This is a genomic window from Nocardioides abyssi, assembly GCF_030412915.1.
In the GTDB taxonomy this organism is placed as follows: Bacteria; Actinomycetota; Actinomycetes; order Propionibacteriales; family Nocardioidaceae; genus Nocardioides; species Nocardioides abyssi.
The window spans coordinates 197,483-216,137 of record NZ_JAUHJR010000004.1 but is presented as its reverse complement, the minus strand read 5'-3'; the positions used below and the strand labels follow the sequence as shown (position 1 = coordinate 216,137).

At 72.7% G+C, this 18,655-nt stretch carries 15 protein-coding genes; 11 read left to right on the top strand and 4 right to left on the bottom strand.

Going from position 1 to position 18,655, the window contains the following annotated elements; all coding sequences use genetic code 11:
- The first annotated feature begins 207 nt into the window (after positions 1 to 207).
- Positions 208 to 1,968: a GMC oxidoreductase gene (locus QWY29_RS11910; RefSeq protein WP_300961100.1), complete on the top strand. Its 1,761-nt coding sequence runs from the start codon at positions 208 to 210 to the stop codon at positions 1,966 to 1,968.
- Positions 1,965 to 2,423, top strand: coding sequence for a hypothetical protein (locus QWY29_RS11905; RefSeq protein ID WP_300961098.1), 459 nt, complete (start codon positions 1,965 to 1,967; stop codon positions 2,421 to 2,423). The genes QWY29_RS11910 and QWY29_RS11905 overlap by 4 nt, the downstream gene beginning before the upstream one ends.
- Positions 2,424 to 2,594: 171 nt before the next feature.
- Here the strand turns inward: QWY29_RS11905 and QWY29_RS11900 are convergent, their stop codons facing one another.
- Positions 2,595 to 3,191, bottom strand: coding sequence for a hypothetical protein (locus QWY29_RS11900; protein WP_300961096.1), 597 nt, complete (start codon positions 3,189 to 3,191; stop codon positions 2,595 to 2,597).
- Positions 3,192 to 3,410: 219 nt separating this feature from the next.
- On the opposite strand from QWY29_RS11900, the gene QWY29_RS11895 reads away from it, so the two are divergent.
- A complete protein-coding gene (locus QWY29_RS11895) occupies positions 3,411 to 6,038 on the top strand; it encodes a GNAT family N-acetyltransferase (protein ID WP_300961093.1) in 2,628 nt (875 codons plus the stop codon).
- Positions 6,039 to 6,147: 109 nt separating this feature from the next.
- The gene (locus QWY29_RS11890) at positions 6,148 to 6,576 is read left to right on the top strand and encodes a pyridoxamine 5'-phosphate oxidase family protein (protein WP_300961091.1); all 429 of its coding nucleotides are present in this window, start codon (positions 6,148 to 6,150) and stop codon (positions 6,574 to 6,576) included.
- A gap of 42 nt (positions 6,577 to 6,618) precedes the next feature.
- Here QWY29_RS11890 and QWY29_RS11885 read toward each other — a convergent pair whose 3' ends face one another.
- From QWY29_RS11885 to QWY29_RS11875, 3 genes are all read right to left on the bottom strand, one after another.
- On the bottom strand, positions 6,619 to 7,158 hold the full coding sequence (locus QWY29_RS11885; RefSeq protein WP_300961089.1) for a VOC family protein: 540 nt from the start codon (positions 7,156 to 7,158) through the stop codon (positions 6,619 to 6,621).
- Between the two features lie 169 nt (positions 7,159 to 7,327).
- On the bottom strand, positions 7,328 to 7,639 hold the full coding sequence (locus QWY29_RS11880; protein ID WP_300961086.1) for a TraR/DksA family transcriptional regulator: 312 nt from the start codon (positions 7,637 to 7,639) through the stop codon (positions 7,328 to 7,330).
- 161 nt (positions 7,640 to 7,800) lie between these two features.
- On the bottom strand, positions 7,801 to 7,968 hold the full coding sequence (locus QWY29_RS11875) for a hypothetical protein (RefSeq protein WP_300961084.1): 168 nt from the start codon (positions 7,966 to 7,968) through the stop codon (positions 7,801 to 7,803).
- Positions 7,969 to 8,632: 664 nt separating this feature from the next.
- Between QWY29_RS11875 and QWY29_RS11870 the strand changes: the two genes are divergently transcribed.
- From QWY29_RS11870 to narI, 7 genes are all read left to right on the top strand, one after another.
- Entirely contained in the window at positions 8,633 to 9,352 is a 720-nt protein-coding gene (locus QWY29_RS11870; protein WP_300961367.1) for a VIT1/CCC1 transporter family protein, read from the top strand.
- Between the two features lie 161 nt (positions 9,353 to 9,513).
- Entirely contained in the window at positions 9,514 to 9,849 is a 336-nt protein-coding gene (locus tag QWY29_RS11865; RefSeq protein ID WP_300961081.1) for a cupin domain-containing protein, read from the top strand.
- Positions 9,850 to 10,453: 604 nt separating this feature from the next.
- Positions 10,454 to 11,674, top strand: a complete 1,221-nt coding sequence (locus tag QWY29_RS11860; protein WP_300961077.1) for an MFS transporter — start codon at positions 10,454 to 10,456, stop codon at positions 11,672 to 11,674.
- Positions 11,675 to 11,754: 80 nt separating this feature from the next.
- Entirely contained in the window at positions 11,755 to 15,453 is a 3,699-nt protein-coding gene (locus QWY29_RS11855) for a nitrate reductase subunit alpha (RefSeq protein WP_300961075.1), read from the top strand.
- Positions 15,453 to 17,198: a nitrate reductase subunit beta gene (gene narH, locus QWY29_RS11850; RefSeq protein WP_300961073.1), complete on the top strand. Its 1,746-nt coding sequence runs from the start codon at positions 15,453 to 15,455 to the stop codon at positions 17,196 to 17,198. Before QWY29_RS11855 ends, narH begins: the two co-directional genes overlap by 1 nt.
- Positions 17,195 to 17,920 carry a nitrate reductase molybdenum cofactor assembly chaperone gene (narJ, locus tag QWY29_RS11845; protein WP_300961071.1) on the top strand — a complete coding sequence of 242 codons (726 nt, stop codon included), beginning with the start codon at positions 17,195 to 17,197 and terminating at the stop codon, positions 17,918 to 17,920. The genes narH and narJ overlap by 4 nt, the downstream gene beginning before the upstream one ends.
- A complete protein-coding gene (narI, locus tag QWY29_RS11840) occupies positions 17,920 to 18,651 on the top strand; it encodes a respiratory nitrate reductase subunit gamma (protein WP_300961070.1) in 732 nt (243 codons plus the stop codon). The genes narJ and narI overlap by 1 nt, the downstream gene beginning before the upstream one ends.
- The last annotated feature ends 4 nt before the right edge of the window (positions 18,652 to 18,655 follow it).

Here is an 18,655-nt window from a genome sequence, read left to right as displayed (position 1 = left end):
GGTCCTCCCGGGTGGTCCGGCGGCGGGGTGGAGCAGGGGTCCGGTGCCCCCCAGGTTACGGGCGCACGCCTGGTGGTCCGGACCGCAGCGGTCCCGCCGGACCGAAGATGGGTGGTGGACCCCACGTGCGGAGGGCTGCGCCGCGGCCCCGACGAGACGCCCGTCACGCCGCCGGTGGGCGGGCACGGCGACCGGTAGCCTCCGGCCGTGACGAGCGCGAGCACGATCAGCGGCCCTCCCGACCGCGCGGCCCAGGGACCCGTGGGCGGACCGGCAGGCGGGTCGGCAGGCGGACCGGCGGAGCCGGCGTACGACGCCGACGTGGTCGTCGTCGGCAGCGGCTTCGGCGGTGCGGTGTCCGCGCTGCGGCTGACCGAGGCCGGCCACCGCGTGGTCGTGCTGGAGAAGGGCCGCCGGCTCTCCGAGGACGACCTGCTGCGCGCCCGCCGCGACCCGCGGGCCTACCTGTGGCAGCCGTCGGTCGGCATGCGCGGGTTCTTCTGGCAGCGGATCTTCCGCCACATGGCGATCATCGGCGGCACCGGCGTCGGCGGCGGCTCGATCGTGTGGGCCGGCGTGCTGCTCGAGCCGGGCGACGACTTCTACGCCGCGCCCGCGATGACCGCCCTCGGCGTCGACTGGCGCCGCGACCTCGCGCCGCACCTGGCCCGCGCCGCGCGGATGCTCGGCCGGGTCCGCAGCCCCCACCTCGGGCCGATGGACGACCACCTCCGCGCGGCCGCCGAGGCGGTGGGCGCGGGCTCGACCTTCGGGCCGGTGCCGGTGGCGATCCACTTCGGCCACGAGGGCGTCACCGAGCCGGACCCGTTCTTCGGCGGGGAGGGGCCCGACCGCACCGGCTGCCGGCTGTGCGGCGAGTGCCTGCTCGGCTGCCCCTACGGCTCGAAGAACCAGCTGACCCGCAACTACCTCCACCTCGCCGAGCGGTACGGCGCCGAGGTCCGCGCCGAGCAGGAGGTGCACGCTCTCGAGCCGCTGCCGGTCGGTGGCTACCTCGTCCGCACCCGCCACCCGTGGCGGCGTGGCGGGGAGTCGGTCGTCCGCGCCCGCCGGGTCGTGCTCGCCGCCGGTGTCCTCGGCACGCTCGAGCTGCTCCACCGCTGCCGCGACGAGCTCGGCACGCTCCCGCACGTCTCCCCGCGGCTGGGCGAGCACGTCCGCACCAACTCCGAGGCCCTCACCGCGATCCTCCAGCCGCCGGGCGAGGACCTCTCGCGCGGACCGACGATCTCCAGCGACTTCCACCCCGACGAGCGGACGCACACCACCCAGAACCGTTACGTCGGCGGCTGGCACATGCGCTTCCAGGTCGGCCCGTTGGTCGACGACGAGCGGCCGGGCCGCCGGGCACGCCGGACGCTCGCGGCGCTGGCCGCCCGGCCCGGCGCGCAGGCCCGGCTGCTGGCCGCCCGCGGGTTCCTCCAGCGGCTGACCGTGCTGACGACCATGCAGCACCACGACAGCGAGCTCGCGCTCGACCTGCGCCGCTCGCCGCTGCGGCCGTGGCGGCGGGTCCTGCGCTCCCGGCTCACCGGCGGCACGCGCCCGCCGAGCTACCTGCCGGTGGCCAACGAGGTCACCCGCGCGTTCGCCGAGTCCTCCGGCGGCCGGCCGCTCAACCTGCTCGGCGAGTCCGTCGGGGGGCTCTCGATCACCGCGCACATCCTCGGCGGCGCCGTCATGGGCGCCGACCGCGAGCACGGCGTGGTCGACGCCGACCACGAGGTGCACGGCCACCCGGGGCTCTTCGTCGCGGACGCGAGCGTCATCCCGGCCAACCTGGGGGTCAACCCGTCCCTGACGATCACGGCGCTGGCCGAGCGGTTCGCCGAGCGGTTCGCGGCCCGCTTCCCCGCGGCGGTCGCCGGCGGCGTACGACGGGTGCCGGTGGACGCCCGCCCCGCCCCCGGGGAGCCAGCGGCAGCCCCGGCGGAGGTGACCCCATGACGCACTCGGTCCGCTCGCTGCGCCGCGCCTGGTCCGGGCTGCGCCCGCTCGCGCCCGAGGAGGTGCTGGCCGGCGACCTGCGGGCCTCGTTCGTGGCGCCGCTGCGCACCGTCGCACCGCGCGGTCTCGGGCTCATCGGCCTGCGCGCCTGGCACGGCAAGCGCTTCCGCCGCGAGGGCACCGCGCTGGTCGGCGTCAACCTCGTGCGCCGCGATGGTGCGCTGGTCGAGACCCTGCCGATGACCGTGCACCTGGGCGTCTCGCTGCTCGACGGGCTGCCGGCGGTCGTCGTTTCCTACCCACGGTCCGCGCCGCGGCCCTGGCCGTGGGTCCGCGACGAGCTGCGTGCCCTGCCCGACGGGACCGTCGTGGGGATGACCGTCGTCGACCTGCCGGGGCTGCGGTCGCTCGGCGGCACGCCGTTCCTGCTGGTCCCCGGCGGCGGCGCGACCTGATCCGGACCGAGGAAGGTCGCGGAACGGCCGCGGCAGCGACTGGCGTGGCGACCAGCGCGGCGACCAGCGCGGCGACCACAGGACCCGAGCACGCGAACGCCCCGACGCCTCAGGGCGTCGGGGCGTTGCTGTGTCGGGGCGTTGGTGTGTCGGGAGGTTGGTGTCGAGAGGTCAGCGGAGGACGGGGTAGCGGCGGACGAGGCCGGTGCGGGCCCAGGTCCTGCCGAGGCCCCAGGTGTCGCCGGCGGCGAGGGCGCCGAGGACGACGAGGGTGGCGGCGGCGAGGAGGTGGTCGTCGAGGACCGGGTGGTTCTCCGGGGGCAGGACGACGGTCCACATCAGCACGTAGAGCAGGGCGCCGGCGGCTGCGGCGACGCGCATGCCGATGCCGAGGGTGAGGGCGAGGCCGATGCCGAGGAGGCCGACCATGAAGAGGGTGTCGGCCCACCAGGCGCCGGCGATGTTGTTGTAGAGGTCCTTGAAGGGGCCGTCGGCGCCGAAGGCGAGGAAGCCCTCGGTGGGGCTGCCTCCGTTGACCCAGGCGGCGTCGCCGAAGCGGTCCACGGCGCCGGTCTCGTCGCGGCCGGTGCCGAAGCCGAGGGCGAGGAGCTTGTCGAGGAAGGCCCACAGGAAGGTGAGGCCGAAGCCGATGCGGGTCACGGCCAGCGCGCGGGCGGCGAACGGCGTGACGACGCGGTCGGTGGTGCTGACGTCGGTGCCGCCGACGGGCGCGGTGCTGCGGTCGTGGCGGTGTGCGGTGCTGCTCATGTCGGGACCTCGTCGTTCGTCGGGGCGGGCTCGTGCCTGCAGCACCAGCGTGCGCCGACGCCGTCGGGGCGGCCAGGGTCCGAGGTCATCGAGAGGCACGGGACGAAGGTCCCCCTCCGCCGGAGGCCTGTCCGTCGGAGCCCGGATGACCGATGCTGGTGCGATGGCAGACGCGCGCCGACCACGGTCCCGCACCTCGACGCCCGGGCGGACCTCGACGTGACCGTCCCGTCCGAGACCTGGGAGCCCGCCGACGTCCTCCTCGCCGACGGCTGCGTCGCGGTCGTCCGCCCGCTGACCGCGGCGGACGGGCCCGCCCTGCACGCGCTGCACGAGTCGGTCTCGGTCGAGGCGATCCGGCTCCGCTTCTTCAGCCCGTCGCGCGTGGCGGCGCACCGGTACGTCGATCACGTCCTCGCCAGCCCGTCCACCCTCGCGCTCGTCGCCGAGACCGGCGGCGAGCTCCTCGGCCTGGCCACCGCCGAACCGTTCGGGGTCGGCCGGGCGGAGGTCGCCTTCCTGGTCGGTGACGCCGCCCGCGGCCGTGGCGTGGGGACCCTCCTGCTCGAGCACCTCGCCGCGCTCGCGTCCTTCCGGGGGGTCACGGCCTTCGAGGCCGACGTGCTGATGGAGAACCACGCGATGCTCAGCGTGTTCTCCGCGACCGGGCGAGTGGAGGGGCGCGCCTCGGACAGCGGCGTCGTGGTGCTCACGCTCGGGACCCGGGCCGGGGCGCAGGCGACCGCCCGCTCGGACGAGCGTGAGTTCCGTGCCGAGGCCCGGTCGCTCGCGGCTCTGCTGCAGCCACGGGCCGTCGCGGTCGTGGGCGCCGGGACGACCCGGCTGGGCTCCGCGGTGCTGCAGGCTGTCCGCCGCGGCGGGTTCGCCGGTCGCGTGGTCGCCACCCACCCGACGGCGACGCAGGTGGACGGCGTGCCGGCCCACCCGTCGCTGGCAGCGGCCGGGCCCGGGATCGACCTCGTGGTGGCCAGCGCTCCCATGGACACCCTGCCCGACCTGGTCCGGGACGCTGCAGCGGCCGGGGCGCGCGCCGTGGTGGCGCTCCCGACCGACGACGTGGCCGCCGGTGCCGAGCACGACGCCGGGCACGATGCGGCCGTAGCCCGCCGACGGCTCGTCGCCGCCGCCCGCGCCGCCAGCGTCCGGCTGGTGGGCCCGGGCAGTCTCGGCGTGCTGCTCAACGACCCGGCCGTGCGGCTCAACGCGACCTTCCAGGACGTCGTGCCGCCCACCGGCGGACTGGCGCTGGTGAGCCAGTCCGGCGGCGTCGGGATCGCGCTGCTGCGTCGCGCCGCGGAGCGCGGCGTCGGGGTCCACTGCCTGGTCTCGCTCGGGGAGAAGGCGGACGTGTCCAGCAACGATCTGCTGGCCGCGTGGTACGAGGATCCGCAGGTTCGCGCGGCGGGGTTGTACCTGGAGTCCTTCGGCAACGCCGCCCGGTTCGCCCGCTTCGCGCGGCGGTTCGCGCTGCGCAAGCCGCTGCTGGCGGTGCTGGGCGGTCGGTCCCGCGGCGACGGTGGCGGGGTGGGCGTCGACGCGTTGTTCGCGCAGGCGGGGGTGATCGGGTGCCGGAGCACCGCGGAGCTGCTCGGCGTCGCGGCCCTCCTCGCGGAGCAGCCCCTTCCGCGCGGGGCACGGGTCGCCGTCCTGACGAACGCCGGAGGCATGGGCGCCCTCCTCGCGGACGCCGCGGCGGACGCCGGGCTCGACCTGTGTCAGCCGTCGCCCGCGCTGCAGGATCGCCTGGGTGCGCTCGTCGGGTGCAGGGCGGCCGCCACCAACCCGATCGACGCCGGAGCCGCCGGGTCCGCCGAGGTGCTGGGCGACCTGCTCGACGAGCTGCTCGGGTCCGGCGAGGTCGACGCCGTGGCGGTGGCTCCCGTGGCGACCGGACTCACCGACCTCCCGGCGGTCTCGGCGGCCCTGCTCGACGCCCGGGCCCGGCACCCCGACCTCCCGGTCGTCGGCGTGCCGGTGGGCGTACCGCTCGACGGGGCGGCGCCGGGTCCGGGGATCACGGAGTACGACGGCCCGGGCCCGGCGATGGAGGCGCTCGCGCGGGTGGCCCGGTACGCCGCGTGGACGCGCGAGGAGGCGGCGCGGGACACGCCGGCGACGGCGCCCGCGGAGGCGGCCGCGGCGAGGCGGACTGCTCGCGAGCTGCTGGGTCGGCGAGGCAGTGCCTGGCTGGACGGGTCGGACGCGGCGGCGTTGCTGGCGTCGTACGGCCTGGCGTCGGTCGGGGTCCTCGCCCGATCGGCCACCGCCGCCGCACGCAGCGCCTCGGAGGTGGGTCTCCCGGTGGCCGTGAAGGTCGTGGACGCGGGCACCGTGAAGCGGACCGAGGCCGGGCTGGTCCGCACCGGTCTGCGGACCGCGCGCCAGGTGCAGGAGGCGTTCCGGGACTTCCGCGCCGCGGTGGACGGGGCGTGCGAGGTGCTGGTGCAGCCGATGGTGTCCGGCGCGGAGGTGGCGCTCGGCGTCGTGCGCGACCCCGTGCTCGGACCGCTGGTCACCCTCGCCGACAGCGGGGCGTCCCGCGACCGCGACACGACGTTCCTGCTGCCGCCGGTCACCGCAGCTGAAGCACGGCGGGCCGTCGGCTCCCGGCGGTCGGCGACGGACGGCGACGACCTCGACGTCCAGGTCGGGCTCGTCCTGGCGCTGGGCCGGCTCGCGGTCGACGTGCCGGAGGTGGCTGCGCTGCAGCTCGACGCCGTCGTGGACGGTCCGGCCGGGTGCACGGTGGTCGACGCCAAGGTGCGCCTCGCGACCCCGGTGGGGCCCGACGCCGGCGCACCCCGGCAGCTCCGCCGGGCGGACTGAGACGACCCGTCGGGACCTTCGGCCCTGCCGCGGCGGCTCGCGCAGGCGCACGCTGGAGGTCGAGGCCGGCGCACGGGTCCCGGCCACTCGAAGCCACAGGGAGGCAACGATGACCAGGTCGGACCAGGGGACAGCCACGGCGGAGCGGCTCGCCACCGAGGAGTGCTGGGCGCTGCTGGAGTCGGAGACGTTCGGGCGCCTGGCGTACCGCCTCGTCGACGAGGTCCACCTCGTGCCCCTCGACTACGCCGCCGACGGGCACGCGATCCACCTGCGCACCGGGTCGGGCAACAAGCTGCTCGCGGCGGCCCTCGAGTCGGACGTCGCCCTCGAGACCGACTGGCGAGGCGACGGCACCGCGTGGTCCGTGGTGGTCCGCGGGCGGCTGCGCCGGCTCGAGCCGGGGGAGCAGGCCGCGGTCGCACCGCCGGCCCGGCCGTGGCTGGACGAGGTGCCCCACGAGGTGGTCGAGCTGGTCCCCACGAGCGTCGAGGGCCGGCGGTTCACGTGGCCGCCGGAGGTCGCAGCGACGCGCTGAGCGTCACCGCCGGCCGGCGGGCCGTGACGGTGGCCGCGGTCCTCAGGCGTCGGCAGCGGCCCGCTCGAGCTCAGCCACGTCGATCTTGCCCATCTGCAGCATCGCCTCCATCGCGCGGCGGGCACGACCGGGGTCGGGGTCGTCGAGCAGCTCGTTGAGCCGGCGGGGGACGACCTGCCAGGACAGGCCGAACCGGTCCTTCAGCCAGCCGCACGGGCCGGGCTCGCCCCCGTCGGCGAGCAGGTCGTCCCAGAGCCGGTCGACCTCGGCCTGGTCCCCGCACTCCAGCACGAAGGACACCGCCTCGGAGAAGGTGAAGTCCGGGCCGCCGTTAAGGCCCTGCACCCGCCGGCCGACCAGGGTGAGGTCGACGACGAGCACCTGCCCGGCCGGGCCGGCCGGGGTGTCCGCGGGCGACCGCCACACCTTGTCGACGCGGCTGTCGGGCAGCCGGTCGGCATAGAACTCCGCAGCCTGCTCGGCGTCACCGTCGAACCACAGGCACGGGTACATCTCCATGGTCGTCGCGGCGCCCGCCGCGCCGGCCGCCTCGCTGGTCGCTCGGACCGTCTGCTGTGCCATCGTCCCTCCCGGGGTCGTGGACCGCCCCGCGCTCCCGGACCGGACGTCCGGGCCGTCGTGCGACGGTCCCGACAAGGTCGACCCCGTCACCGCGCCGGACTCATCGCGCCCTTGGGCGGGTGGCCGGACCGCGGGCGGGAAGGACGTCGACCCCTGACCCGGGCCCCGCTCAGACGGTGCTGCGGATGCAGGTGCCGCAGCGCTCGGTCCAGGGGCACCGGCGCAGGTCCTGCAGCGCGACCAGGCGGCCGCAGGCGACGCACTCGCCGTACGTCCCGGCGTCCAGGCGGTCGAGCGCCGCGTGCACCTGCCCGAGGATGCGCTGCACGCTCGCGCGGTGGGCGGCCTGCACGACGTCCTCGTCGACACCGGGCGGCGGGAGCGCACCGAGCTGGTGGGTGCGACGGTAAGCCGCCCGCAGCAGCTCCGAGCGCAGCTCGTCGAGGTACGCCCGCTGGGCGCCCACCGGCTTGAGCGTCATGCCGTCACCTCCCGCGTGCGGTCGTCCGCCGGGTCCGGGACGGGGGAGGGTGCGTCGCCGGGCAGCGGCGACGTCGAGGTCGTGTTCATGGGTGCTCCTGGACAGCCGTGGGAGCGCGCCGGTGGTCCGGGCGCGCTGGAGGGCGTGGACGCCGGGTGGCGTCAGAGCTGGGCGGGCGGGGCGCGGTCGACGCTGCGGCGCAGCACGTCGAGGCCGCGGATGCCGCGGGCGACCTCGCCGAGCGCGATCGCGAGGAGGGCGGGGCCCGACGGGACGTGCGACGGCCCGACCGTGACCGCCTGCGCCACCGCCTCGACCGTCCCGACCATGCCGGGACCATAGGCCGCGCCTCGGGGGAAAGCCACTCGTGCCGTAGGCGCCGCAACCGGAGCCGGGTCTCGTCCAAGTGCTGGTCTCGTCCGAGGGGGAGTGGCGCCCCGTCCAGTGGGTTCGGGCCCACGGCCGGCTCGACCGACACCGGGCCCCGGAGACGACAGACGTCCCCGGGCCGTCGCGGTCGAGCCGCGACGTACGGCCCGCCGAGGCGGACCGGCCCGGGGACGTCCGTCCCTGCTACTTCTTGGCCTTCTTCTTCGTGACCTTCGCGGTCGGCTTGCTCCTGACGGTCGTGGTCGCGTGGCCGACCTTGGTGACGGTGACCGTGACGGTGAGGCCCCAGCCCGTCGAGCCGCACCCGTCGACAGCGTCGGAACGAAGTGCCTTCGCGGCCTCTCATCCAAGGACTGAACCGAAGACCGAGTCCTGATCTCGCTGTTGCCGCGTCAGGTGCCCGGGGTGGGTTCCCGTCGAGGCCGGCTCCTCGGCCACTCCGATGACAGCGTTCCTGCGCGGCCGTCGCGTCACCCGTCCGCGGAACCCCGCCGGCGTCGAGTCCCGGACACGTGCGCCGGACCGACGGCGCCTAGCTGGTCAGGCGCTGGCCGCAGGTGGTGGTCACCGCCACCGCCCGCGGCCAGGATGGGGCCCGTGAACATGTCCGACGCCGCCCCTCGTCCCGCAGAGCCGCACGACCCCTCGATCAATGCACGGCTGAACGCGCTTCGGGCCGCGGTGCTCGGCGCGAATGACGGCATCGTCTCGACTGCGGGCCTGGTCATGGGTGTTGCTGGCGCCACGAACGATCGCGGCACGATTGCCGTCGCTGGGCTCGCAGGCCTGGTGGCCGGCGCGATGAGCATGGCGGCGGGTGAGTACGTCTCGGTCAGCACCCAGCGCGACACCGAGCGGGCACTCATCGCCCAGGAGTCGCGCGAGCTGCGGGAGGCGCCCGAGGACGAGCTCGCCGAGCTCGCCCGGCTCTACGAGCACAAGGGTCTCTCTCCCACGCTCGCCCACGACGTGGCGGCCGAGCTCACCGCGGTCGATCCGCTGCGCAGCCACCTCGAGGTGGAGCTGGGGATCGACCCGGACGATCTCACGAACCCGTGGCACGCCGCGTGGGCGTCGATGGCCAGCTTCGTCGTCGGTGCGGCACTGCCACTGCTGACCATCCTGCTGTTCCCGGCGGACCTCCGGGCCCCCCTGACGGTGATCGCCGTCGGTGTCGCGCTGGCCGGCACGGGATACACCGCCGCGCGGGCCGGCGGTGCTCCGCCGCAGCGCGCTGTGCTCCGAAACGTCGCCGGGGGACTGCTCGCCATGGGCATCACCTACGGCGTCGGCACCGTCGTCGGCGGCGCCGGCCTCGTCTAGCTGAGCGCCGCCCGCCGCGGTGGCAGATCTCAGAGAGGTTCTCCACGCGCCGCTCGCGGCACACCGGCTCATCTCGACGGAACTGCGCTGAACGCGGCAGGAGCGGGACGACCTCCCGCGTAGGGCTTGTGGTTGCTGGTGGCGAGCGATGATAGTGACATATGAGCCTGGACCCAGCGGTGTCCAATCATGATGTCTACAAGGTCGTCTTCGAGAACGAACGAGTCCGTGTTCTCGAGTATCGCGACGAACCTGGGCACCGGACGACGCCGCACGAGCACCCGGACAGCGTGATGCACACCATCACGTCCTTTCGCCGTCGGCTGATCGCTCATGGCGAGGAGCGCGAGGTGGACATGCCAGCCGGCTTCACGGGGTGGTTGCCGGCCCAGGAGCATGCGGGCGAGAACATCGGAAACACCCCCACGCACGTGTTGTTCGTGGAGCTCAAGGACGTTGGTGCCGCGGAAGCGACGGAGCACCTCGGTCCGGCCTAGACGAGACGGGCGCGGTCCGCCGATCGCTCTGACCTGCAGGCCGGAGCGCAGTGAGGGGTGCCGGCGAGGCTCTCCGGGTCCAGCGAGACTCAGGACCGGCCGGGCCGATCGATCAGCCCGCGAACCCAGTAGAGGAGCTCGAAGCACTCTGTCCGGTGGATCAGGTCCACGTGTTGCAACGACCGGCTGAGTGGACCCCCTCGCCGCGACCTAGAAGTGGGGACCAGCACCATCCGAGTGCCGCGGACCCGCAGGTGGTCGCTCCCGGCGCAGCTGCCCGGTCCACTGGTCGCGGCGCTCGAGCGGCGTTCTGGCGCTGGTGTTCGCGGAGACCGCCACACCCTGGCTGGGAGACGCGAGGACGACGCGCGCTCGCCGGCGGGATCGCCGTTCGACCCTCGGAAGGTCGGTGGATCGCTGGCTGGTGGGACGCGCTGGCTCCACCACCCGACAGGGCGCAACCGCCCGTGCGAGCACCCGTGACCTCTGCTCGGGCACGACGCGACCACGGTCCCTGCGCGTCCGACACGCAGAACCGCAAGGCTGGACATCTGACGGTCGAGTGGCCAAGGTCACAACCGGGAGGAAAAGGATGGCAACTGCGATGACGACCCCTCGGCGCCGGCAGGGCACCACGTCTCCACTGCTGATGCTGGTCCTGGCGACCGTCGGGTTCGCCGTGAACTTCTGGGCCTGGGCGTTGGTGAGCCCGCTGGGGCCCATGTTCCGCGACCAGGGCACGCTCGGCGAGCTGTCGGAGTCCGACGTCGCTCTGCTGGTCGCGGTCCCGGTGATCGTCGGATCGCTCGGGCGGATCCTGGTCGGGGCCCTGACCGACCGCTACGGCGGCCGGGTGATGTTCCCGCTCGTCTCGGCGGTGACCATCGTGCCGGTCCTCTTCATCGGCTTCGTCGCCCTCGATTCGTACACCCTGCTCCTGGTGGGCGGCTTCTTCCTCGGGATAGGCGGCACCGCCTTCGCGGTCGGCGTCCCCTTCGTGAACGCGTGGTTCCCGCCGGAACGCCGAGGACTGGCCGTCGGCGTGTTCGGCGCCGGCATGGGTGGCACCGCCATCAGCGCCCTGACGACGGTGAAGCTCTACACCGACGTCGGCGACCAGGCCCCGTTCCTCATCACCGCCGTGGTGCTCGCCGTGTACGCCGCCATCGCCTGGCTGGTGCTGCGTGATGCTCCCGGCCGCGTGGTGCCGACCACGAGCCTGGTTGCCCGACTGAGCGCGAACGCCCGCCTCGCCATCACCTGGCAGGCCTGCGTGCTGTACGCGGTGGCGTTCGGCGGCTACGTCGCCTTCTCCGTCTACCTACCGGCCTACCTGAAGACCGCTCACGGACTCACCGCCGCGGACGCCTCGAACCGGATGGCCGGCTTCGTGGTCATCGCGGTCGTCATGCGCCCCGTCGGCGGGTGGCTCTCCGACCGGTTCGGGTCCATCCCGGTGCTGTCGGCGGGGTACGCCATCGTCGTGGTCTGCGCGGCCATCTCCGCAGGAACTCCGCCGCTCGACGGTGCCGGCACCGTCGCCTTCCTGGCCATGGCCGGGGCCCTCGGGGCCGGCAGCGGAGCCACCTTCGCGCTGATCGCCCAGGTGACCGAGCCCGCCCGCGTCGGCGGTGTCACGGGCCTGGTCGGCGCTGCCGGCGGACTCGGAGGGTTCGTGCCGCCGTTGGTCATGGGCTACGTCTACGGCCGCACCGACTCCTACGCCATCGGCTTGATCCTGCTCTCGGTGACCGCCGCACTGACCCTGGTGCTGACGCTCACCGTCGTCCGTCGTACCGCTGCTACGGGAGGAGCCACCGCGTGACCACCGAGACGACCCCCGAGACGACCCCCGATACGACTCCCGGTAGGACCCCTCATTCCAGCAAGGGGACGGGAGGGGGATTGGACGGTGGTCTGGCCGATGCCCTCGTGCGTACTCGACGCTACTTCACCAAGGGCACGGTCTCGGACGACCTGCGCACCTTGACCAAGGCCGGTGGACGCGAGGCCGACGCGTTCTACCGGGACCGGTGGAGCCACGACAAGGTGGTGCGCTCGACGCACGGCGTGAACTGCACCGGGTCGTGCTCGTGGAAGGTCTACGTCAAGGACGGCATCATCACCTGGGAGACCCAGCAGACCGACTACCCCTCGGTCGGCCCGGACTCGCCGGAGTACGAGCCGCGCGGCTGCCCCCGCGGTGCGGCGTTCTCCTGGTACACCTACAGCCCGACGCGAGTGCGTTACCCCTACGTCCGCGGCGTGCTGCTGCAGATGTATCGCGAGGCCAAGAAGCAGCACGGTGATCCGGTCGAGGCGTGGGCTCACGTGGTCGACCACCCGATGCGCGCCAAGGCGTACAAGTCCGCACGTGGCAAGGGCGGCCTGGTCCGCGCCACGTGGGAGGAAGCGACCGAGATGGCCGCCGCCGCCTACGTGCACACCATTCGCAAGTGGGGCCCGGACCGCGTGGCCGGCTTCTCGCCGATCCCTGCGATGTCGATGGTCTCCCACGCGTCGGGCGCCCGGTTCACCTCCATGCTCGGCGGTTCGATGCTGTCGTTCTACGACTGGTACGCCGACCTCCCGGTGGCCTCGCCGCAGATGTTCGGCGACCAGACCGACGTGCCGGAGTCCGGCGACTGGTGGGACGCCGGTTACCTGGTGATGTGGGGCTCGAACGTCCCGGTCACCCGCACGCCGGACGCCCACTGGATGACCGAGGCGCGCTACCGCGGCCAGAAGGTCGTCGTCGTCTCGCCCGACTACGCCGACAACGTCAAGTTCGCCGACGAGTGGCTGGCCATCGCGCCCGGCACCGACGGCGCGCTCGCGATGGCCATGGGCCACGTCGTGCTCAAGGAGTTCTTCGTCGACCGGCAGGTGCCGTCCTTCGTCGACTACACCAAGCGGTTCACCGACCTGCCGCACCTGGTGGCCCTCGAGCGGGTGTCCACCGACGAGGCGGGGGAGGGTTCCTATCGGCCGGGCAAGATGCTGACCGCGGCCGATCTGGTCGAGCATGCCGGGGCCGAGAACGCCCACTTCAAGACCGTCCTGATCGACGCGCGCACCGACCAGCCGGTAGTCCCGAACGGCTCGCTCGGTCACCGGTTCGGTGAGGAGGGAGCGGGTCGGTGGAACCTCGACCTCGGCGACGTCGACCCCCGCCTCTCCCTGCTCCAGGACGGCGGCGAGGCCGTGCTGGTCGAGCTGCCGCGCTTCGACGACCTCGACGGGACCCCCGACTCGTTGCCGCGGGGCGTGCCGGTGCGCCGCATCGGTGACCACCTGGTGACCACGGTCTACGACTTGATGCTCGCCCAGTACGGCGTGGCGCGCGACGGCCTCCCCGGTCGTTGGGCGGCGGGGTACGACGACGCGGCGGCGCCGTACACGCCGGCCTGGCAGGAGGCGATCACCGGCGTCCCGGCCCAGGCCGCCGCCCGGATCGGGCGTGAGTTCGCGCAGAACGCAGAGGAGTCGGGCGGCCGGTCGATGATCCTCATGGGTGCCGGCACCAACCACTACTTCCACTCGGACACGATCTACCGCGGGTTCCTGGCGCTCACCACGCTGACCGGCTGCCAGGGCGTCAACGGCGGCGGGTGGGCCCACTACGTCGGCCAGGAGAAGTGCCGGCCGGTGACGGGGTGGGCCCAGCTCGCGTTCGGATTGGACTGGGTCCGCCCGCCGCGGCAGATGATCCACACCGCCTACTGGTACCTCCACACCGACCAGTTCCGCTACGACACGTTCCCCGCCGACCAGGTCGCCGCGAAGACCGGCAGCGGACGGTTCGCCGGCATGAGCACCGCCGACATCATCGCCAAGAGCGCGCGGATGGGCTGGATGCCGTCGTACCCGACCTTCGACCGCAACCCGCTGGACCTGGCGGACGAGGCGGCCGCGCAGGGGCGGTCGGTCGTCGATCATGTCGTCGACCAGCTGGCTTCGGGCGACCTGCGGTTCGCGGCGGAGGACCCCGACTCGCCGGAGAACTTCCCGCGAGTGCTCGCCATCTGGCGGGCCAACCTGCTCGGTTCGTCCGGCAAGGGCAGCGAGTACTTCCTCAAGCACCTGCTCGGCACCGACAGCTCGCTGCGGGCCACCGAGGCATCCGAGCCTGAGCGACCTGCGGAGGTCGCCTGGCACGCCGAGGCGCCGGAGGGCAAGCTCGACCTGCTCCTCACCCTGGACTTCCGGCAGACGTCCACCACGCTGTTCTCCGACATCGTGCTGCCGGCCGCCACGTGGTACGAGAAGCACGACCTCAACACCACCGACATGCATCCGTTCGTGCACTCGTTCAACCCGGCGATCGCCCCGCCCTGGCAGACCCGCACCGACTGGGACGCCTGGCAGACCATCGCGACGAAGTTCAGCGAGCTGGCCGCGGTCCACCTGGGCACCCGCAAGGACGTCGTGGCGGTGCCGCTGCTGCACGACACCGCGGACGCGATGGCCAACCCGCACGGCGTCGTGCGCGACTGGAAGCTCGGCGAGTGCGACCCGGTGCCGGGCGTGACGATGCCGAAGATCGTCGAGGTCGAGCGCGACTACGCCGCGATCGGCGCGCAGATGCAGGCGCTGGGCCCCCTGATGGAGAAGCTCGGCGCCACGACGAAGGGCATCACCTACGACGTGACCGCGTCGGTCGACTACCTCCGGCACAAGAACGGTGCCGTGCGGGGTGGGCCGGCCGACGGACGGCCGTCGCTCAAGCGCGAGATCCACGCGTGCGAGGCGATCCTCGCGCTGTCGGGCACCACGAACGGCCACCTCGCGACCCAGGGCTTCAAGACGCTGGAGAAGCGCACCGGCACCCTGCTGCACGACCTGGCCGCCGAGCACGAGGGCAAGCAGATCACCTTCGCGGACACCCAGGCGGCGCCGGTCCCGGTCATCACGTCGCCGGAGTGGTCGGGCTCGGAGAGCGGTGGGCGCCGCTACTCGCCGTTCACCATCAACGTCGAGCGGCTCAAGCCGTGGCACACGCTGACCGGCCGGCAGACGTTCTACCTCGACCACGACTGGATCCAGGAGATCGGCGAGTCACTGCCGGTCTACCGGCCACCGCTGAACATGGGCGCCCTCTTCGCCGAACCGGACCTCGGCAGCACCGGCGAGGCGATGGGGGAGCGGACCGTCACCGTGCGTTACCTGACCCCCCACAACAAGTGGTCGATCCACTCGGAGTACCAGGACAACCTGTTCATGCTCTCGCTCTCACGCGGCGGGCAGACGATCTGGATGAGCGACAAGGACGCCGCCAAGGTCGGCGTCGAGGACAACGACTGGATCGAGGCGGTCAACCGCAACGGCGTCGTCGTCGCTCGCGCCATCGTCTCCCACCGGATGCCGGCAGGGACGGTCTACATGCACCACGCCCAGGACCGGCTCATCGACGTCCCCCTTGCGGAGACATCCGGCAAGCGCGGTGGGATCCACAACTCGCTGACGCGAATCCTGGTGAAACCCAGTCACCTCATCGGCGGCTACGCCCAGCTCGCGTTCGCGTTCAACTACCTCGGCCCGACCGGCAACCAGCGTGACGAGGTCACGGTCATCCGCAAGCGGAGCCAGGAGGTGACCTACTGATGAAGGTCATGGCGCAGATGGCGATGGTCATGAACCTCGACAAGTGCATCGGGTGCCACACGTGCTCGGTGACCTGCAAGCAGGCGTGGACCAACCGCACCGGGACCGAGTACGTCTGGTTCAACAACGTCGAGACCCGGCCCGGCCAGGGCTACCCCCGCACGTACGAGGACCAGGAGGAGTGGAAGGGCGGCTGGGAGCTGAACAAGCGCGGCCGGCTCAAGCTCAAGGCGGGCGGCCGGTTCCGCAAGCTGGCCACGATCTTCTCCAACCCCAAGATGCCCTCCATACAGGACTACTACGAGCCCTGGACCTACGACTACTCGACGCTGACCGACGCGCCGGCGCAGGAGCACACCCCGGTGGCCCGCCCGAAGTCCCTGCTGTCGGGCAAGGACATGAAGGTCGAGTGGTCCTCGAACTGGGACGACAACCTCGGCGGCTCGAAGGCCACCGGCGAGCACGACCCGATGCTGGCGAAGATCGGCGACAAGGTGAAGCTCGAGTTCGAGCAGACCTTCATGTTCTACCTGCCGCGCATCTGCGAGCACTGCCTGAACCCCTCGTGCGCCGCGTCCTGCCCCAGCGGGGCGATCTACAAGCGCTCCGAGGACGGCATCGTGCTGGTCGACCAGGACCGTTGCCGAGGCTGGCGCATGTGCGTGTCGGGCTGCCCCTACAAGAAGGTGTACTTCAACCACCGCACCGGCAAGGCCGAGAAGTGCACCTTCTGCTTCCCGCGTATCGAGGTCGGCCTGCCGACCGTGTGTTCCGAGACCTGCGTGGGTCGCCTGCGCTACATCGGGCTCATCCTCTACGACGCCGACAAGGTGCTGGCGGCCGCCGCCACCGAGGACGAGCACGGCCTCTACGACGCTCAGCGAGAGGTGTTCCTGGACCCGAACGATCCGGAGATCCAGCGCGAGGCGGAGAGGGCAGGCATCCCGCGCGACTGGGTGAAAGCGGCGCAACGGTCCCCGATCTACGCCCTGATCAACCGGTTCGAGGTCGCGCTGCCGCTGCACCCGGAGTACCGCACGATGCCGATGGTCTGGTACATCCCGCCGCTCTCGCCGGTCGTCGACGTCGTCCGTGACACCGGCGAGGACGCCGAGGACAAGGGCAACCTGTTCGCCGCCATCGACGCGCTCCGCATCCCGATCGAGTACCTCGCCGAGCTCTTCACCGCCGGGGAGGTCGAACCGGTCGACCGGGTGCTGAAGAAGCTGGCAGCGATGCGGTCCTACATGCGCGACATCAACATGGGTCGCGACCCGAATGGCGAGATCCCCGCGGCGGTCGGCATGAGCGAGGAGGAGATGTACGACATGTACCGCCTCCTCGCCATCGCCAAGTACGACGAGCGGTACGTCATCCCGCCCGCGCATGCCGAGCAGGCGCACGCGCTGGAGGAGATCGCCACCGAGTGCGCAGTCTCGGAGTACGGCGGCGGACAGCAAGGTCCGTTCGGCGAAGGATCCGGGGCGCTGACCCCCATCGCGGTGGAGAACTTCCAGATGCTCCAGGAACGGCAGACCTCCGACACCCTCGCGTCGCCGGCCGACAAGGCGGCCCGCGTGAACCTCCTCAACTGGGACGGCAAGGGCTCGCCGGCCGGACTGTTCCCGCCACGTCCGGACGGACCAGGGCCGGTCGAGGACACCGGTGCCCCCGACACGAGCGACGAAGGTGCCACCGGCCCGGGCGGGACCGGAGGGCTCACCGGAGGGGCTGACCACCGATGAGGTCCCGCACGGCCCTCGGCGCTCCCACCGCCCTGGATGCCCGCCAGCAGGGCCTCACCTGGCAGGTGGCGTCGATCCTGTTGGACTACCCGGACGAGGAGCTGGTCGAGCGGTTGCCGGTCTTCCAGGAAGCGACGCGACACCTACCGCCGGCCGTGGCGGCACCACTTCGGACCTGCGTCGAGCAGCTCGACGGCGTCGGTCTGACCGATCTCGAGGCCGACTACGTCGAGACCTTCGACAACCGGCGTCGGCACAACCTGTTCCTGACCTACTTCGCGCACGGTGACACCCGCAAACGGGGGATGGCGCTGCTGAGGTTCAAGCAGACCTACGTGGCTTCCGGCTTCGATCTCACCGACGCCGAGCTGCCGGACCACCTGTGCGTCGTCCTGGAGTACGCCGCCACCATCGACGCCGAGCGGGGGCGGCAGCTGATGCTCGACCACCGCGCCGGGCTCGAGCTGCTACGGATCTCGCTCGGCGAGGCCGGCTCCCGGTGGGCGGGTGCCGTCGAGGCCGTCACCGCGACGCTCCCGCCGCTGCGGGGCGACGAGCGCGAGGCGGTCCGGCGTCTTGCGGCCGAGGGTCCGCCCGAGGAGGAGGTGGGGCTGACGCCGTACGCCACCCCGGGCTTCGACCCCGGACCGGCGGCGCCCGACGGTCCCACGATGCTGCCGATGCCGGCGTTCCCGGCCCCGTCGACGAGAGGGGTCCACTGATGGACGTCTTCTTGTGGGTCATCGTGCCCTACCTGTGCCTCGCGGTCTTCGCCGTCGGCCACTTCTGGCGCTACCGCTACGACAAGTTCGGCTGGACCACCCGGTCCTCCCAGCTCTACGAGGACCGGCTGTTGCGGTGGGGCAGCCCGTTGTTCCACTTCGGCATGCTCGGCGTGGTCGGCGGGCACGTCATCGGTCTGCTGGTGCCGCGGTCGTGGACGGCCGCCGTGGGGATCGACGACCACCTGTACCACTACATCGCCGTCATCGGGGGGCTCGCCGCCGGCGTCGCGTGCGTCGTCGGGATGGTCATCCTGATCTACCGTCGCCGCACCGTGGGCCCGGTCTTCTCCGCCACCACCGTGATGGACAAGGTCATGTACGCGTTCCTCTTCGTCGTGATCGTGCTGGGCATGTGGAACACCATCGCCGGCTCGATCTTCGCCATCGGCGGGGAGTACCACTACCGCGAGGGCGTCTCGGTCTGGTACCGCTCGTTCCTCGCGTTCCAGCCCGACGCCTCCCTGATGGCCGAGGCGCCGCCCGGTTTCCGGCTGCACGCGATGACGGCGTTCCTGCTCTTCGCGCTGTGGCCGTTCACCCGCCTGGTGCACGTCTTCAGCGCGCCGGTCGGTTACCTGACCCGCCCCTACATCGTCTACCGAAGCCGCGACGAGACCGCGTACAGCAACCGCGCGCCGCGCCGCGGCTGGGACCGGATCTCGCAGTGAGCAC

Bases quoted from the DNA above. Each gene is read 5' to 3' on its own strand.
- QWY29_RS11905 (WP_300961098.1), top strand. From the start codon at position 1,965: ATGACGCACTCGGTCCGCTCGCTGCGCCGCGCCTGGTCCGGGCTGCGC.
- QWY29_RS11900 (WP_300961096.1), bottom strand. From the start codon at position 3,191: ATGAGCAGCACCGCACACCGCCACGACCGCAGCACCGCGCCCGTCGGC.
- QWY29_RS11890 (WP_300961091.1), top strand. From the start codon at position 6,148: ATGACCAGGTCGGACCAGGGGACAGCCACGGCGGAGCGGCTCGCCACC.
- QWY29_RS11885 (WP_300961089.1), bottom strand. From the start codon at position 7,158: ATGGCACAGCAGACGGTCCGAGCGACCAGCGAGGCGGCCGGCGCGGCG.
- QWY29_RS11880 (WP_300961086.1), bottom strand. From the start codon at position 7,639: ATGACGCTCAAGCCGGTGGGCGCCCAGCGGGCGTACCTCGACGAGCTG.
- QWY29_RS11875 (WP_300961084.1), bottom strand. From the start codon at position 7,968: ATGGTCGGGACGGTCGAGGCGGTGGCGCAGGCGGTCACGGTCGGGCCG.
- QWY29_RS11870 (WP_300961367.1), top strand. From the start codon at position 8,633: ATGTCCGACGCCGCCCCTCGTCCCGCAGAGCCGCACGACCCCTCGATC.
- QWY29_RS11865 (WP_300961081.1), top strand. From the start codon at position 9,514: ATGAGCCTGGACCCAGCGGTGTCCAATCATGATGTCTACAAGGTCGTC.
- QWY29_RS11860 (WP_300961077.1), top strand. From the start codon at position 10,454: ATGACGACCCCTCGGCGCCGGCAGGGCACCACGTCTCCACTGCTGATG.
- narH (WP_300961073.1), top strand. From the start codon at position 15,453: ATGAAGGTCATGGCGCAGATGGCGATGGTCATGAACCTCGACAAGTGC.
- narJ (WP_300961071.1), top strand. From the start codon at position 17,195: ATGAGGTCCCGCACGGCCCTCGGCGCTCCCACCGCCCTGGATGCCCGC.
- narI (WP_300961070.1), top strand. From the start codon at position 17,920: ATGGACGTCTTCTTGTGGGTCATCGTGCCCTACCTGTGCCTCGCGGTC.